This window comes from Bacteroides sp. AM07-18, from assembly GCF_003602695.1.
In the GTDB taxonomy this organism is placed as follows: Bacteria; Bacteroidota; Bacteroidia; order Bacteroidales; family Bacteroidaceae; genus Bacteroides; species Bacteroides uniformis.
The window spans coordinates 107,263-126,267 of sequence record NZ_QTLM01000008.1 but is presented as its reverse complement, the minus strand read 5'-3'; the positions used below and the strand labels follow the sequence as shown (position 1 = coordinate 126,267).

9 protein-coding genes and 1 tRNA gene are annotated in these 19,005 nt (G+C 45.0%); 1 reads left to right on the top strand and 9 read right to left on the bottom strand.

The annotated features are described in order from the left end of the window. Window positions 1-14: 14 nt before the first annotated feature. From DW096_RS11770 to DW096_RS11730, 9 genes are all read right to left on the bottom strand, one after another. Window positions 15-3,077 carry a TonB-dependent receptor gene (locus DW096_RS11770; protein WP_120028765.1) on the bottom strand — a complete coding sequence of 1,021 codons (3,063 nt, stop codon included), beginning with the start codon at window positions 3,075-3,077 and terminating at the stop codon, window positions 15-17. A gap of 275 nt (window positions 3,078-3,352) precedes the next feature. Continuing rightward, complete coding sequence (locus DW096_RS11765) at window positions 3,353-4,504, bottom strand: glycoside hydrolase family 172 protein (protein WP_227212842.1); 1,152 nt, start codon at window positions 4,502-4,504, stop codon at window positions 3,353-3,355. An 18-nt stretch (window positions 4,505-4,522) separates the two neighbouring features. Next, window positions 4,523-6,088, bottom strand: coding sequence for an arylsulfatase (locus DW096_RS11760; RefSeq protein ID WP_118931199.1), 1,566 nt, complete (start codon window positions 6,086-6,088; stop codon window positions 4,523-4,525). A 47-nt stretch (window positions 6,089-6,135) separates the two neighbouring features. Beyond that, complete coding sequence (locus DW096_RS11755; protein WP_057281417.1) at window positions 6,136-8,787, bottom strand: glycoside hydrolase family 2 TIM barrel-domain containing protein; 2,652 nt, start codon at window positions 8,785-8,787, stop codon at window positions 6,136-6,138. A gap of 218 nt (window positions 8,788-9,005) precedes the next feature. Then, window positions 9,006-11,297 (bottom strand): beta-glucosidase BglX, encoded by a 2,292-nt coding sequence (bglX, locus tag DW096_RS11750; protein WP_057281418.1) that lies wholly within the window; start codon window positions 11,295-11,297, stop codon window positions 9,006-9,008. Window positions 11,298-11,464: 167 nt separating this feature from the next. Further along, a complete protein-coding gene (locus DW096_RS11745) occupies window positions 11,465-14,299 on the bottom strand; it encodes a triple tyrosine motif-containing protein (RefSeq protein WP_118931200.1) in 2,835 nt (944 codons plus the stop codon). 121 nt (window positions 14,300-14,420) lie between these two features. Continuing rightward, on the bottom strand, window positions 14,421-15,818 hold the full coding sequence (locus DW096_RS11740; protein ID WP_199711488.1) for a DUF5723 family protein: 1,398 nt from the start codon (window positions 15,816-15,818) through the stop codon (window positions 14,421-14,423). 154 nt (window positions 15,819-15,972) lie between these two features. Then, window positions 15,973-17,739: a S41 family peptidase gene (locus DW096_RS11735; protein ID WP_118931202.1), complete on the bottom strand. Its 1,767-nt coding sequence runs from the start codon at window positions 17,737-17,739 to the stop codon at window positions 15,973-15,975. A gap of 108 nt (window positions 17,740-17,847) precedes the next feature. After that, a complete protein-coding gene (locus DW096_RS11730) occupies window positions 17,848-18,831 on the bottom strand; it encodes an adenosine kinase (protein ID WP_005834458.1) in 984 nt (327 codons plus the stop codon). A gap of 81 nt (window positions 18,832-18,912) precedes the next feature. Between DW096_RS11730 and DW096_RS11725 the strand changes: the two genes are divergently transcribed. Then, window positions 18,913-18,986: transfer RNA gene (locus DW096_RS11725), tRNA-Asn, on the top strand. The last annotated feature ends 19 nt before the right edge of the window (window positions 18,987-19,005 follow it).

Sequence of the window (19,005 nt, the reverse complement as noted above, 5' to 3'; positions counted from 1 at the left end):
TTAATGTGTTATTTCTAAAAATCTATTCTCAAGCCGAAAGTATAGGTCGATGTCAAAGGATATACCTCTGTATCCCAGCCCTCGCTATCCGACAATTCAGGAGTAAATGTATTGGCCTTGAAGGTGGTGAATGGACGGTCGGCCGTCACACTCAAACGCAATCCAGGCAGTATGTAATTACCCATCTTGATTTTACGGAATGTGTAACCAAGCGTAATATTCTGAATACGGAAATAATCTGCACTCTCAACAAAATATGAACTGTAACGCTGATCACTCACATTCCAAGTCTTCAGCAGAGCAGCTGCCGACGGGTCAGAGTTTGTCGAACCCGGACCAGTCCAGCGATTTTCATACTGGGCAAGATCAAAGTTATAGTTCTGAGATGCATAACGTAACGCACGTTTACGATTGAACATCTGAGCGCCAGTTTGCCCATAAGTGGTCAATTCAAAATCAAGGTTTTTGTAATTGAAACCGAGATTAATGCCATACGTAAAATTAGGAATATATGAACCTAAACAAGTACGGTCGTTTCCATCAAGAACACCATTATCATTAAGATCGGCATATTTCAAGTCACCCGGCACACAACCATTGGCTACTGCAATAGGATCGGCAGCACATTCTTCTTCCGTCTGATAAACGCCTACCATCTTGAAGCCATAGAATGAGTTCATTTCTTTCCCCACTATGTTTACGGTTCGGCCTCCCTTGATAATGCTGTTGCCACTCAAATCTTTGACACGGTTCCTCAAAGTGGAGATGTTTACTCCTATATTATAAGTAAAATCCTTTCCAATCCGGTCACTCCAATGAGCACTGACATCAATACCAGAATTGAGAATCTTGCCATAGTTGCCGGCAAGTGTTGTGGTACTGAATGGAAGAAGCGGAGAAATTACAGCATTTTTAGTCATCCGATGATAGTAATCGACATCTATATTCAGACGGTTACTAAGAGTAATAAAGTTCAAGCCGGCATTCCACTCCTCAACAACTTCCCACTTCAACCAGCTAAAATACGTACTGTTCTGAAAGCCTGCAAATGTACTGTTCCCAAACACGCCTGATGCCGCATTACCAGTGGTAATGGAGGCAAAACCATCGCTTGCCTTCACTTGGTCGTTACCAAGTTTTCCCCAACTTGCACGTAATTTCAAGAAATCGACCCATTTTTGATTCTTTAAGAACGACTCCTCCGAAAGAACCCAAGCAGCACCTACGGAAGGAAAGTACCCCCAGTTTTCCTGATACTTGCTGGAACCGTCAGCACGCATAGTGAACATCAACAGATACTTATCATTATAATTGTAGTTCAGACGGGCAAAATAGGAAAGACCTCTGTAACAAAAACCGTCATCGGTTACAGTGGCACCCGTTGCATCACCATTCTTGATATACCAGTATTCATCCGCACCATCAGGCACATTACTGGCTTTGCCCTCGAAATAGCGCCATTGCTCCTGACGCATGGAATAGCCAAGCATAGCACCAAATCGGTGTTTACCCCATTGTTCATTGTAAGTCAAGGTATTATCCCAAATGTAATTATAATATTTATTTTCGGTTTTCTTCAACTGGGTAGCAGCCGACTGCTGCCAACTGCTCACATAATAAGCGGGAGTAAACTCACGACCTTGAGTAGACAGAAAACTATAAGAATAGTTTGTCTTGAAATTCAATTTGTCAGGAATCAAATTAAACTGGGCATAAAAATTACTCAATACCTGATAATTTTCATTCCGGGAATCAAAATACTTGGCTGCAGCAATAGGATTGTGGAAATTCGAACTATAGCCGATAGCATCCGGAGAACCAAACTTATCAGGAAACCCCTTGTCATTATTCTCATCGTAAAGAGCCACAATCGGAGGACAATTGAAAGCTTTCTGCCATGCTGTATTATTGGGTACTTGCTGGGTAGAGTTACTGAACACTCCACTAAAACCAACTTTCAACCAGTTCGCTACATCAAAGTCTAGAGAACTGCGGAGGTTCAAACGCTTATAGTTATTTTCAACATCCATAATGCCATCCTGATATAGGTAGCTTACACCAACAGAATAAATTGCTTTATCTGAACCTCCATTTATATTCATGCTGTGATTTGTTATCAAGGCAGTACGTAAAAGCTGGTCATACCAATCATTGTCTGCCCCAAAAGTCCAGTTGTGAAAATCAGGGTCTGAGTAACTTCCACCATATTTATCAATTGACTGCTTAAAGTGTGACTGATAGGCATCATAGTCTCCTTCAAGCAACATTGTCGCATATTGATGCGCATTGCAAAGTTCAAGTACGTTAGAAGCTTTCTGAACCCCTATATAACCATCGTAAGTAACGGTAGGTTTTTGGTTACGGGTTCCCTTTTTGGTAGTAATTATAACAACACCATTTGCAGCACGTACGCCATAAATAGCTGCTGCCGAGGCATCCTTCAAAATGGTCATATCCTGAATATCCGCATTATTCAAGAAATTAATATTATCATAAAACATACCATCAACCACAAACAACGGTTTGCTGTTGGAAAATGAACCGACACCACGGATTTGTACTGTGGGACCTTCACCCGGAGCACCACTGTTCACGACATTGACACCGGGCACTTTTCCTTGGAGAGCAGCCATTGGGGTCGCTAAAGGGCTTGACATTAAAGCTTCTCCCTTAACCACAGTGATAGGTGCAGTCAAATCTTTAGCTTTCGCAGCTCCGTAGCCAATCACAACCACTTCTTCCAACTGTTGGGAATCTTCTTTCAGCATTACATTAATAACCGTCCTTCCGTTTACTTTCACATCTTGTGACAGCATACCTATATAACTGAAAATAAGTATCCCGTTTTCCGGTACATCCTTTAATGTATATTTCCCATCTAAATCAGTAATTACGCCGTTATTGGTACCTCGCACAAGGATAGAAACTCCAATCAAAGGCTCACCTGATAAATCCGTTACAGTACCGTTCACTATTTTTGTCTGAGAAAACATCGGCGTCATCACTAATAGCAGACACGCCATCAAAAATATTTTTTTTGCCACAAAACACTTCAAGGAATGTGTATTATCTTTCATCGTATCACTTTTTTAAAATTAATAGAATATAAATCACTGGTTAACAACTTTAAAATTCTAACATAATACGGTAGTTCTCTTAACCTGCACGGATATCAACTCTGTTCATAATTTATCGATTTAAAATTTCTCTGCAAACATACAAGAGTTCTTGATATACGTCAAAAACGGAGCTACCACAAGAATACCACAAGCTGCTATCATGGTACATCATCCCTACTACACCATTTTGTAACAAACTAATTATCAAGAATATAAATTTAAATATAATCATTTTATAATGCAGCCCTATCCAAATAGAAATATGCAGTCGACGTTACATGATCCTGACGGTAGAAATTGACAAAACCTTGCGGAAAGTCTTTATCCATGATATGAAGATCGGAATCTTCGTTCAGCAAACGATAAAACTTCAGTTCATCACCTTTATCAATGGTTATCGGAATCAAGGGGATCTTCGCCTTGTACAGTTCGAGTACTTTTTGATATGGAGCACCGCCAATCTGTTGCAGTGTAACTCTTATATCACGATGAAAATAAATTGGGTCCTGCACATGGAAACGATACATGCTCCACCAGCAACTGTCCGCATTCGCAATCGGACAACCCTGATAACGGTGGAAATACTCGCCTTGCCCCCAAGCCGTACCGATATAGTCTTCAATTCCCGTACCACTCAACGTAGGAAACTCCTTGTCTCCGTCAATGTAGAATTTGATTTCACCTTCTCCCCACCAAGTGGTCTGGTATGCCTTATTGGCAAAGATACCCACGCTAACTCCCAAAAAACGCCCTTTACCCGACAGTTGGGGTAGAACGGTATAATCCACTCCCAACTCGGTGGATTTATCTTCGCGCCAGACAGCATGAAAATAGCTCATTTCCGAATCCCATTCCGGCAGTCTGGTAAAGTTGATATCATAGAAAAGATGTGTCAGATTCTCATCCGAGGTATTCACAAATACCACTTTAGCACCGGTACGGTAAGGCATCGGAATGCAACAGTTGAAGGAACGCCTCTCCGGATTGGAAAAGAAGCAGTTCTCAAAACGAGACGTACGTGACAGCGGATTTCCGAAGAAATCGCCCAAAGGAACATCCACAGCCGGAATCACAGAGTTATCCCAATAAAACTTGATACGCAACGCACGAAGCATTTTCGGATTACGTTTGCTGACTGTCAACCAGATACGGTTAATGATTCCGGGGCCTTGCTGAGACAACAACACACAGCTGTCTCCCGCTATAATTCTACCGAAGGCACTCCCTTTTGCACCTTTATTAGCCTGAGCTGCCGCACCTTTGCCACCAGTAGGATTTTCAAAACTTGTCCATCGCGTTTCATGCCCTTCAGGCACTTTCCATATCTGAGCATGAATTCCAATTGTAAAAGACAATAAAATAAGGAACAGTAATTCTTTCTTCATATACTAACATTTTAGTCATTATTTTCTTGTAGCATCCGATTGCTTTATCTTCTCCTCCAGTATCCGCGCCAGCCTGCGTGCCACCTTGGGATGCTGTTCATACACATTTGTCGTCTGGTATGGGTCTTCCTCCAGATTATAAAGCTGCACAGAGGGTGCATCCGGCTTTATCCGGGCATTTTCTATATCGCTGTTCACCTGATGGGTGAGCTGGAAAGCAGATGCCCCGCCCAAGTCATGGTCACCGACATTCTTTCCGGTAAATCCGCCGCTGTTTTGCGCCGGAATATAGACCCACTTCCCTTTGCGAATGGAAAGATGGCTCTTTTGGGAAGGACAGATAATAATATGGTCCCGAATCATTTTCCCGGGATTTCCGATAAGGGCAGGAAGCATATTGAAACTGTCCGGCCCGTCCTGCTCCTGCAATTCATATCCTGTGAGGGCAGCCAAAGTGGCAAGCATGTCAACATTGGACATCAACTGGTTGGATACGCTGCCCGCAGGAATCCTGCCCGGCCAGCGGGCAATCATAGGAATGCGATGCCCGCCTTCCCAAGCTCCGAACTTGAAACCAAGAAGCTTGCCGTTGATATGGTGTCCTGCCTTCCAAGCTCTCTGCCCTCCATGATTCAGCATTCCTCCGTTGTCACTGGTGAAGATGAGCAGAGTATTTCCTGCCAGCCCTTCCTCATCGAGGGTACGCATAATCTCGCCTACCACCCAGTCCAATTCATGGATTGAATCACCGTAAGGTCCTGCCTCACTGGTACCTACAAAGCGTTCGGCCGGTGTAAAAGGATGATGGATGTTGGTGGTAGCATAATACAAGAAGAAAGGTGAATCCTTATGTTCCTTTATCCACTGCACGGCCCGGTCTTTCAAAGTAGTGGCTACAGCCCTGTCTTTGTACAAACGGTGCGCAGCCGTGGCTCCACCAATAGAGTTGATACCGAATTTTTCATCGAACTCCTCCGTTTCTGCCCTCTTGCCTCTTACAAACGGGTCGTTGGAATCATAACCCACCACATGATGGTTCTCCACATAAACAAAAGGTGGATGACTGTTGAGAATAGGCACACCGAAGTAATAATCGAATCCCAATTCAAGTGGTCCGGGAGCCAGTTCCTTGTTCCAGTCCATCTTCTCGTCCGTACGGAATCCAAGATGCCACTTCCCCACGATGGCAGTGGAATAGCCGGAACGTTTCATCACATCCGCAATTGTGGTGCGTGCCGTATCAATTTGCAGAGTCTGATTCAGGAAGATTGCCCCCCAAATATCCTCACGGCAAGGATATTGACCAGTCATCAGTCCATAACGTGAAGGCGTGGAAACAGCCGAGGATGAATGAGCGTCCGTAAAGCTACGGCCTTGCGATGCCAGACGGTCTATATTGGGAGTCTTGACCTTGGTGGCACCGTAACAACCAATGTCGCCATAGCCCAAATCATCAACGTTGATAATGATTACATTAGGCTTGACCTCAGTGGAAGCCGGAGATTGCTGCGCGACGGCAGGCAAAGCGCTGAATCCCATCCCTACTGTGAAGGAGAGAGACCCGGTAAGTAATTTGTGTTTCATATTTCACTCAATTTATCGGTTAATACAACATTATTAAGAATAGAACATCAATGAATCCTGAATATCTTTATCCCATTCAAGAACGTCATCCCTTTCACCGCCTCAAAGTTCACCGTAAGGTTTCCACCGGTTACGGCAACATGCAGTTTCTTGGATATGCAACGGTTCCCGCCTACTTCTATCGCCGGAGAGAAATGATTCAGCCAAGGTCGGTTGTTGACAGAAACATTGAAGACACTGCCGCGGAAATCGGCATTGTCTAGGGTAGCGACAGCTCCCAAATCGTAAGTCACCCGCTCGGAACGTGCGTTCAGGTCAGCAAAAAGAAGTTCCACTTCATAGTCGCCGTCGGGCAAGTCGAAGCGATAGGCCTTGATGTCCTTGCGTTTGGTCTGGAGCAAAGGAACATTACGGGTGTCTTTCACCTCGGCAGTGGTTCCGATACGTCCCGGAGAACGGCGGAAAATCTCTCCACCTATGTAGCCCCAACTTCCAGGAGTATAAGCTTGGTCGGGAAGCCAACAAAGATCACTCTTGTCATCCGTAAAGAAACAGTTGCTGCCCACGTTCACTGCAAGTTCCAGCTGTCCGGAGCCGACTGCCGCGATATGGCGAGGCTGCATCTTCACAAAAATGTCCGAAACCTGCTCCACCTTCTTCCCATGGCAGATACCTGAAGCCACAAGCGTGTTTCGCCCCGCAACGAGAGGCACTTGCCACACTGCATGGCAATTCTCGATGCCTTGCACGGAGAGCTTCGTGCCGTTGACAGACAACTCCACCTTATCCAGATTGGAATACACTTTCACCGGATGTTCCACCGCTTCACCGTCCGAAACCACAGTCCGATGCTTCCAGTCATCCACAGCAATGTGCAGCACCGGAATATCCTTGCGCAGGAATGCCTGGAAATAATAGAACACATCTTTAGGACGGCGGTCATTGTACATCAGTCCTTTATTATTGATATGCGGCGTAGCCTCCTGGCGACTGGCAGAACTGAAATCAATGAAGTTCCACTCCGTGGCGCCCACTATGAACGGTCGCTTCATGATAGCGGGCAGATAGTATTCGAGGTACAACTGCTGCCATTGCATGGAGAAATCGAATATCTGCGGATCGAGCGACTGCAAGCGCGGGTCGGAACCGGCACCGAACTCACTGATTATTAACGGACGGTGCGGGTATTTACGATACTCTTCGTCCACAAAGCGGTCGAAAGACTTGAAGTCGTTCTCATACCAGCCCTGATAAAGGTTCCAACCGGAAATGTCGGTGATATTGCTGAGACCGATTTTATTGTAAATCTGATTGCCGTGGTAGGCCATCGTACTCAGACGGTAGGGGTCTTCCCTCTTCAGAGTTTCCTCCAGATGCCGGGCAAGCGCCAAGGTATTCTCGTAGAAACCGTTGAGCCGTTGTTTCTTCACCCGATACTGCAGCTGGATAACAGCCTCGTTCATATACCCCCACATAATGACGGACGGATGGTTGTAATGCTGGCGAATCATTTCGCGCAAGGCGCTTGTGGCATTCGCGCGGAACTCGTCACCCAAAGCTATCAAATCTACTACCGGAATCTCCTCCCATACCAGCATGCCGAGTTCGTCGCAAGCACGCAACACGGCATCGTCCTGTGGGTAATGTGCCAGACGGACAAAGTTCACACCCATGTCTTTCAGCAACTGCATATCCCTGCGGTGCATCTCATCCGAAAGCGCTATGCCCATCGGCATCTGGTCCTGATGACGGCAAGCTCCCATAAGTTTCAGGGGTTCCCCATTCAACTTGAAGCCTTCCTGCGCATCCACGCTGAACCAGCGGACCCCCAAAGGGACACGTGTCTCATCTTTCAACACCTTGCCACGCACATCTTTCAAAGAAACTTTCACGCTGTACAGATAAGGGGAATCGGGCGACCACAACTGTGGCTTTTCCAACTGTAACCGTTCCTCGAAGGCGAACGCCCCGTCGGCATCTATCCGGACGCTGCGCAAAGATTGGGCTACGGTCTTCCCATCTGTATCCAGCACCTCGACGTCCAACTTCAACACCGCACGCCGCACATCACGGTTCACCAAAGTCCCACGCACACTGATTTCTGCCCTATCCTCACTCACGGAAGGCAAATCGACATAAATGCCCGTAGAGGCATAGTCGGTAAGGCTGATGTGCTGCTTTGCAGCACTGATGAGCCACACATTGCGGTAGATGCCGCCAAAGATGGTGAAGTCGCCGGACAAAGGAGGTATCCGGTCGTTCTGATTATTGACGTGCACCATCAGCAGATTCGGGGCATCGGTCCTTACTTTATCCGTAATGTCTACGGTAAAGGCAGAGTAACCTCCTTTGTGGGTAGTGAGCAGCTCGCCGTTGAGGTACACATCTGCCAGAGAATTGACACCATCAAATTTCAGGTAAAGCTGTTTATCCCGCATCTGCGCGGCATCCGTACGGAACTCTTTCTTATACCAGGAAGAAGCCCTGCGGTAGTTACGGGTAGAATAGGCATCCGCATTCCAGGTATGCGGCAGATGTACCTGCTGCCAACCTTCTTCATGGCGTTGCACTTCCTGCAACCGATTGTCATCACATGCGGCATAATACCAGCCGTCATTAAAACTCTGAACCACCCGCCCAGCATTGACAACCGGGTACATGGTGGACAGACACAATATTAATAAAAATATTTTCTTCATGTTTTTCAATAGATCATATTATCTTACACAAGTCAAGCAAATACTGCAAGAATACTGCATATAGTTTGCAGTGGCACTGCATCACTTTTGCAATGACGCTGCAACACCTTTGCAGTAGCGCTGCAAAACGTTTGCAGTGAAAATGCAGACAATATGCAGCAACAATGCCATCTCAACGCAGTGGCTCGAATGCTGCATATTGCCGCCTTGGGAATCAGTTAGAGTAACTTGAACGCTGCTTTTTTTACGTCCCGGCAACTTCTGCCAATCATCACCTCAAAGTCACCCGGCTCGCATACAAAATCAAGATTGTAGTTGTAGAACTTCAGCAATTCGGGGGTAATCTTGAAAGATACTTTTTTAGATTCGCCGGCTTTCAGGAAAATCTTTTCAAAGCCTTTCAACTCTTTCACCGGACGGGTTACACTTCCCACAAGGTCACGAATATAAAGTTGAACCACTTCTGCACCGTCTCTCTTGCCGGTATTGGTCACAGTCACGGTAGCAGTCAGTTCGCCCTTATCCGTCATGCTAGTCTTGTCCAAAGCCACGTCGCTATAAAAGAATGTGGTATAGCTCAAACCGAAACCGAAGGGATAAAGCGGTTCATTGTCTATGTCTATATAGTTGCTGCGGAATTTCTGGAACCATGCACCGTCGGCAAGAGGGCGGCCCGTGTTCTTGTGGTTGTAGAACAAAGGAATCTGTCCCACGCTCTTCGGGAAAGTCGTAGTCAGCTTTCCGCTCGGGTTCACATCACCAAACAGTACATCGCCGATGGCAAAACCTGCCTCACTGCCCGCAAACCATACATTCAGAATGGCCGGCACGTTTGCCTGCTCCCAGTTCAGTACCAGCGGACGACCGGTAAACAGCACCAGTACCACAGGTTTTCCCGTTTTCAATAATTCCTGTAACAGTATGCGTTGGGTGTCCGTCATTTCAAGATTCGTGCGGCAACTGCTCTCTCCACTCATTTCCGAAGACTCACCGAGCGCAGCCACAATAACATCCGATTTGGCAGCCACGGCAAGAGCCTCGTCCAGCAACTCCTTGTCCGAACGATTGTCACGGTGTAAAGAACGTCCGAACATAGTGGCACGTTTCTCATATTCGGCATCACTCATCAAATTACAGCCTTTCGCAGTCAGTATTTCGGCTTTACCGCCTGCTACCGCCTTCAAACCTTCAGCCAAAGAAGTAGCATTCTTCAATACGGCAGCCACACTCCAAGTACCCGGCATATTACTGCGGCTGTCTGCCAACGGACCTACCACAGCAATAGTGCCCTTCTTGGCCAGCGGAAGCACATTACCCTCGTTCTTCAGCAACACCAAGCTCTCCGAAGCAATCTTACGCGCAACGGCACGATGCTCTTTGGTAAAGATTTGCTTCTTGGCACGCTTCACATCACAGTATTTATAAGGATTATCGAACAAGCCCAACTTGTACTTAGCTTCCAAAATACGGCGACAAGCCGCATTAATAGCTTCTTCTGTCACTTTTCCTTCTGTCAATGACTTCTTGAGCGTACCTACAAATGCATCGCTCACCATATCCATATCGACACCAGCATTCAGCGCCAACGCGGCAACAGTCTGCGTATCGCCCATGCCATGGTCGGTCATTTCTGTAATTCCGGTATAATCTGTCACTACAAAACCGTCAAACCCCCACTGCTTACGCAATACATCCGTCATCAACCACTTGTTTCCAGTAGCGGGAATGCCATCGACCTCATTGAAAGAGGCCATCGCACTTCCCACACCGGCATCAACCGCCGCTTGATAGGGCAACATGTATTCATTGAACATGCGCTGATGACTCATATCTACTGTATTATAGTCACGTCCTGCCTCACCGGCACCATACAAGGCAAAATGCTTTACACAAGCCATAATCTCATCATTACGGTTCATATCCTTTCCCTGATAACCACGTACCATGGCCTGCGCAATGGCTGCTCCCAGAAACGGGTCTTCACCGTTGCCCTCGGACACACGCCCCCAACGGGCATCACGGCAAATATCCACCATCGGACTGAATGTCCAGCAAATACCGTCAGCACTGGACTCAATGGCTGCAATACGTGCCGATTCTTCAACCGCCTTCATATCCCATGTACACGACAATCCCAAAGGAATGGGAAACACCGTTTCATATCCATGAATAACATCCATACCAAATAAGAGAGGAATACCCAAACGACTTTCTTCAACCGCCTGCTTCTGTACATCGCGGATACGTTCCACGCCTTTCAGATTGAAAAGCCCGCCCACTTCACCGGCACGAATACGTTTGGCCACATTACTACTTTTAGCCTGACCGGTCGTAATCTCACCGGTAACCGGCAGATTCAACTGACCTATTTTCTCTTCCAGGGTCATCTTCTTCATTAAATCGTCGATGAAACGATCCATATCAACCGGAGATTTCTGTGCATACGCACTAACGGCAGTAAACACCAACAAGACTAAAAATAATTGTAACTTGAAAAGTAAATGCTTCATGTCTTTCATGCTTTTAATTGATAGAAATATTATTTTACTGCAAATAAAAGAAAAGCATGCGACAATCTCCACATCCCGTACTACAACAAAAGTACAACCATCACTAAAAAACAAAAGAGGAAGTACAATATTAGTACTTCCCCCATTAACATTTCACTGTAAAACAGCTATTTAAAGTTTATAAGAAAATCAGTCAGACTTTCTTCCGGAAGCAGGTTAAATTTCTTGCGCAACCGGTATCTTGCAGCATCAACCCCACGCGTGGAAATGTTGAGCAACTTCGCTATCTCCTTTGTCGGCATATTCAAGCGAAGCAATGCGCAAAAGCGCAAATCTCCTGAAGTCAAATCTGTATATTGAAGTTTCAGATTACGGAAGAAGTTTTCGTGTATACGGTCAAAATTAGCCTGAAACATAGTCCAATTCTCTTCATCGGACACTATATTGCTATTAACTAAAGTGAGCAGCTTATCCAAGTTTTTACGGCTATACTGTCCTAACAACTTTTGCCGCTGTATCTCTTCTTTCAAAGAAATCAGAAATTCCTGATGAGCAATATTTGTCATTACCACACCGGACAACTCCTTGCTTTTAAAACGCAAATCGGCCTCAAGCTGCTCCTTTTCCAACTCAACAATCTTCTTCTCCTGCCGCTCAAGCTCTGCCTGATGGGCTACGCGCTGCCGTTCAATCACACGGTCTTTCTTTTTCTTCACGAAACGGTAGACCAAATATTGCAACAAAGCCAACAGACACAATCCTGCCAAGATATAACTTCCCACAGCCCAATAAGACAAATACCACGGACGCAAAATCTCAAAAGGAAGCTCTACCGATGCCAAAACTCTATCGGTATCATATATCTCCACCTGAAAAACATAACTTCCATAGGAGAGCCGAGAATACTTCTTCTGCAAATAGCGTCCACCCGGTACCCATTGGTCAGAATATCCTTCCAACCGATACCTTACCTTATAAGTATAATTACTATAAACCGGATAACACAATGTAAAATTCACCGTATTAAACTCAGGCTCCACCTTGGCTCCCGGCTGCACGACCAATGTTTTCCGCTTACCACTGAATTCATCAATGACCCGCATTCCCGAAATCCATAAAGAGCGTCTGACCCGAGATTTATATAACGAGGAACTGTCCGTCTCAATACGGGCAATGGCATTGTTCAGGCAAAGATAGGAACAGCCATTCCTCACGTCATAAGCCACGCTTCCCCGTTCTTCCACCGTCAGACCGTCAAACAAAGAATATGGAATCCGGAGTTCGATATTGAAAGTATTTATCGCACACTTCACTAAATACACTATCCTATCACCCACAAACCAATAGTAATCTCCGTTCGCACGACTCACTGTCTTGATTCCCTTCAATTCCATCAATTGTTCATTCATTGTTTCATAGGGAACAATCGAATCAGTCATATCTTCGTAAGTATAGAAATATTCCCCATTAGAAAAAACTACCCGACCATTGATTTTGAACAAAGTAAAACTCCCACCTTTCACTTCTCCCAGGCCCTCATACTTCCGTACATCCTTTACCTGCTTCATATCCGGATCAATCCGAAAACGATACAAACCATTCCTTAAGTGTTTCGCCCAGATATTCCCTTGATGGTCCACCTCTATGTGACGGACCATATGACTGAATCCACGCAGAGACCGGATAAAACCATATGCTCCCGAAGTATCTTCCGTATATAGATTTAAAAGCGCATAAGTTCCTTCCAATAAAAAAGATTCTTCCTTCGATTCAATCTTTTCCATACACATCCCTCCCTTTACATCAGATACCAACTTTGACTTCAACCCCGATATAAGGAAAGTTCCTTTGTTATGCCCGCAAAAAATCTGTTTTCCCCATTCATCGACGAACCACGCTTGTTCTTCCAAACCCGGAACTAATTCAGTCTTTCCATCCTTAAGCCAATAAAGTCCCTGATTAGAAGCAATATAAGCTTCATTTTCCCTTACCAGAACATCATATACCATGCCTATTTTACGAAATGGAGGTTCATAATAATAGATTAAAGAATTGTTGTGTATATAGGCAATACCTTCATCCAAAACTGTCCATATATTGTTGTCATCATCACAATATAATCTCAAAACAGTATTGTTCTGTAGTTTATTATCCGTATTGACCTTCCAAATCAGCTTTCCTTTTTTATCCAACGCATATATACCATCGGATATTGTGCCAACAACGTAGCAACTGTCTTTGGTCATCACCGCACGATTAATGGTATGCTTCCTGAATATATCATCACATTCGGTTTCCCATTTTTCTACCCTCCCATCTCGATAGAGGAGAAAACCTCCCTGATTACGGGTAAGCATTAAAACGGCATCATCATAAGGAAGCCCAGCCAAGACATCGCTATTTCCAAATACCTTTCTGGGAATAAGTTCTTCCATTTTCCTGTCGGAAAAGACACAAAGTCCACCATTTATTCTTTGAGAATAAAAAGTATTTCCAACCTGAAATAAGTTCGGAAGGCTCTTCACCCGAATACCTTCCACAGAATTTCCATTATAAAAAAAGAGAGAACCAAACGATTGAAATACAATTTCCCCTTGAACGCAAACAATGTTCCAGATTTCGTCGTTATGAAAAGTAAAGTCCTTCACCTCATCTTTTAGCGAGTGATATTCAAGGGTATTATAAGGAGTATGAACAAAATAACCGAATTCTTCGTAAGAGCCTACATAAATTCTTCCATCTTCACTGATATATATAGCACGCACAATTCCTTTTGTCGGTAATTCATACAGCCGCCAAGCACTTCCATCAAATTCCAGCAGCCCACTGTTATTACCGAAATACATCACCCCTCTTTCGTCCTGAGCAATGGCCCAATTCTGAATACCGGCATTATAATCCGACACCGAATAGCTCCTCACTATAGGAGAAAAAGGTATGGGTGAAGCTTGCAGCAAACTACTGAAAACCAAAGACAAGAAAAACGTTATTGCAATTCTCATGAGTACTGTTTATAGGTATTTACCAGCAAAGATAAAGCTTTTTGCGTTTTCGTAAAAACAAAATCGCAGATTATCCTCTTTTATAGAAAGATAATCCGCGATAATATCCAAATCCAATTTATTAATTTTCAGCAGTTTTCTGTTTTCCCAAAGGAATAGAAACACCCCAGTAAGCATTGACATTCTTCGTATTCTTACCAAAGAACATATAGTCTGTTCCCGCAAAGAAAGGACCCAGTTTCAGTGCCAGACCGAAGGTTTTACCGGCTCCTTGAAGTACGGAATAGCTGGCAGCTACATTGAAAGCATTCGTCGGACGGATGCAGGCAGAGAAAGTCAGCTCATTCAAAGTTTTCGGTTTGGCAAAACGACCGGTATACAAGGCACCCACTACCAGCCAATCATTCAGTAAGGCATATTCAGCGCCAAGAACCATTGTAGAAGTCAATCCACGGGTACGGCTCTTCTCAGAAGCCTCCTCCGTCTTGAGCTGCAACATGTCATAGTTAAGAATCTCACCGCTGTTCACAATATTCATGAATTCCTGCTGCGAGGCCGGATCAAGAAGATCATAAGTCTGCTCCGCATTGGCTCGCGCTATACTGGTATTCGATTTAGACCATTTGATAAAGCCCAAATCAAGAACTGAAGCAGAAAGTGTCAATTTATCCAGTAACTTGTAAGATACTCCCAAATCAATAGCCCCACCATATCCGGCAAAACCAAAACTGCCAAAATCGATTTCATCGATATAATCACCATTCTCATTCTCGGGAAGTTCTAACAGCTTTGACGAGTTCTCCAAAGTTGCATCCACTTGAATGGAAGCTTTACTCGTCACTCCTGAAGAGCCGACAGAAGGAGTTTCCACATGAATCTGGTTGATGTTCAGCTTTAAGTTACCGATACCCAGCAGCATCTTCACCTTACCGCCCACAGCCAGCCGGTCTGTGATATTCCTTGCAAAGCCAAGGCCGACTTCCGCATAGGAATTTATCTCAAGCTTCTGTCCATTAATGGTTTCGTTAATGCCCAAATAGTCAGAAATATTGTCACCAAACTCCCGGCTGCTCATGTTATTCATAAACTGGAACATGGTTTTCGGTATGGCGGCACCGATATCATTACGCAACCCCACATTGACTGACCAGAAGTTCTTTCCTTTATACCACCCGGCAGACAGAATGTCGGTACTCAAATTCACATTCAAGTTATTGGTAGCATCCAGTCGGTTCATAAAGTCATTGCTCATGAAATAGTCGCTGTCATCACTGTTCTCAATAATGTCCATAATATCCCTATACCCCAGGGAACTGGAGTTGACGGTAGCATTCAACGAACCTATCACGGGAATATTCAGATAACCGCGTCCCGGCATCAAGGCCGGATTGAGTTGCATACGCTGGTTACTTCCTTCCATAAAGTAGGAAGTGCGCAGGAACTGGGCTTGTCCGGAAAGAGAGAAGCAAAGCAACAATACCACAGACAGCCATACTTTCAGAGAATTCAATCGTTTCATAACCTTGTCAATATTTTCATTATCACCTGCAAAAATATAAAACAAGTTAATACCCTACAAACAACTTAACCGGATAGCCGTGCATAAAAGGCTTATACAGAGACTATCCGGTATAAATTAAGGAGCAAATAAAAGAACCCTCTTAAGAATGCCCTTATACTATTTCATCATAAACATGCTCATTTGCTCTCGTAGCGGTACTCAGAAAAACCGGGGCTGCCTCCTTTCTTTGTTGCAGAGACATTGACGTCACTGTCGGAGCACTCAACATTTCCTTGTATTTTGCCGGAGCAGTCAGTATCTTTACAGCCTCTTTCAAGTCATCATCATCTTTCAACTGCTGGATAATGCTTCCACGCTGGAAATAATAACGCTTGATGATTTCTACCGCAATCATGCCCTTGATGTCCTTGGAGAAATGGTCAAGGTCACGGTCCAGATTATGCGACAATTTTTTCTCCAGCGCTTCAAACTCTTTCGAAGCATCAGTCAGATAGCCCTCAAATTCGGCCATCTCCTTCAGGTTCTTCAGCATCTTCTCTGTCTGTTGGTCGTATTTGAAGTCCGCCTTCTTCACCATCGCCTTGAAGTCCGCATAATCGGCATCTGTAATTTCAAACTTCTCTGCTGAAGGGATGGTAGGATGTTTCAGGCAATAGTCCGTTGCATAATTGAAAATAAGATTGTCATTGACAAGATAGAACAGAATGTTGGGCAGCTTCTCCTGCTTCACCGCAATGTCCGGAGTCACGCCTCCACCATCCCGCACTTCACGTCCGGCAGCCGTATGGAACACGGTAGTAAGGCTGTCCGGAATACGTCCCACACTGCCGTCCTCATTCCGGTGCTTGTAGTCGATAGCCTGCACACAACGGCCGCTGGGAATATAATATTTGGAAGTCGTCAGCTTCATGGTACCACCGTATGGTAACGGACGGGTGGTCTGCACCAATCCCTTACCGAAAGTACGGTTACCGATAATGACCGCACGGTCAAGGTCCTGCAAAGAGCCCGCAAGGATTTCTGACGAAGAAGCCGTTCCGCCATTGACCAGAACAGCCAAAGGAATTTCCAAATCCAACGGTTCACGCAATGTCTTGTAGGTATTGCTGGCTTGCTTAATCTTACCCTTTGTCGTCACAAGTGTTTTTCCGCGAGGCAGAAAGAAGTTGGCTATCTCTATAGACTCATCCAGCAAGCCCCCCCCATTGTTCCGCAGGTCAATCACCAACGAAGTCATCCCCCGCTTCTTCAAGTCCAGAAAAGCCTGCTTGAACTCCTTGGAAGGATTCCCCGAGAAGGTGCTGAGATTGATATAACCTATATTATTATCCAGCACCGTATAATAAGGTATGAACGGCAATTGGATGGAACGGCGCACAATGTCGAAATCCAACGGTTTCTCTGTACCGGGACGTTGCACTTTCAGCTTGAAGCTGGTACCCACTTGTCCGCGAAGCATCTCGCTGACTTCCTGGTTGTTCTTTCCGGCAAGGTCTTTTCCGTCAATTTCCATCAAAATATCTCCGGCTTTCAGGCCTACATCGGCAGCAGGCATATTCTCGTATGGCTCAGATATCATGGAACGTTTCAGTTTCGGATTCCAAGTAATCACAGAACCTATACCACCATAGGAATTCTTCAGCATCTGCTCCAATTCGCTTTGGTCATCTTCCGGATAATACTCCGTGTAGGGATCCAGCGAGTAGAGCATGGCATCAATGCCTTCACGGATAGTCTTGTTCGGATCAATCGTATCCACGTAGAACATATCCAACTCTTTCACAATGGAATTGAATATATCCAGATTCTTTGCTATTTGGAAACTGCGGCTATCACCACTCTTAAACCCCCAAAAACAAACGGCTCCCGCTACAATCAGCAAGGTAACCATCCAGCGTATCTTTAAAATTCTTCTCATAATTATGATAATGTGCTAATATGCCAATGTGCCAATGTGCTAATAACCTGCAGCGTAATAGCGAAACAAATATTGCGTAGCCAATTAGCACATTGGCACATCAGCACATTAATTAATTAATAAAATTTCTTCCTTGATTTTTTCCCATTGTGCTGCCTGAAGCTCCGTACCCACCACTTGTATCACATCTTTGGAGAGAAGGGAGCCTATCTTGCCACATTTCTCCAGCGAGTAGCCACACGTCAGTCCATACAAGAAACCTGCCGCAAAATAGTCGCCAGCTCCTGTAGTGTCCACCACTTTCTCTACCGGAGCCGCTTGTACCTGCACCATCTCTGTACCTTTGCGAATCAGAGAACCACGGGCACCCACCTTTACAATGGCTATGCTACACATTTTGGCAATGATGTCCAATGCTTCCTCCGGTTCCTTACCCGTAAAGGCCTTTGCCTCTTCCTCATTGGCAAAAACAATATCCACATATTTGTTGACCAACAGAGAGAAAAATTCAAGGTCTCCTTCTACTATATTGTAGCTCGCCATGTCCAAACATACTTGTAAGCCGGCCTCTTTAGCCAGCTCAATGGCACGGAGAATCATATCATGGTCTTGCACCAGATACCCCTCTATAAATAGGTAAGCATATCCTTTGAACATATCCAGCGAAAGATCTTCCGCCTTCAATGTAGAAGCCGCCCCCAAATAAGTGCCGAAAGTACGCTCCCCATCAGGAGAAATGAAAGTAGAGGCTACACCGGACGGAAGGGTAGTGGAAAGCAATAAATCCGCCTCTGTCCCATGCTCCAGCAGACTATCCCGGAAAAAGTTACCATAAAAGTCATTGCTTACTTTTCCGATGAATCCCGTACCCGCACCAAGGCATGCCATTGCCCGAATTGCGTTTCCGGCAGAACCTCCGTTAGCCAGATGCGTCTCCATCCGGCTGAAATACTCACTAATTTTCAAGAACTTATCTTCATCAATCAGAGTCATACTTCCTTTCGGAAGCTGCATCTCCGTCAAAATATTATCATCTTCAATGATTGCCAGCGCATCGACCAAAGCATTGCCCAACCCAATTATTTTATCCATCTTCGATATTTTTTTTGCAAAGATATTGCATATTTCAAAATATCCTATTACTTTTGCAGCGCATTTGAGAAAAAACAACATTCTTCCTTAGCTCAGTCGGTTAGAGCATCTGACTGTTAATCAGAGGGTCCTTGGTTCAAGTCCAAGAGGAAGAGCGAAAAAACTTGAATGCAT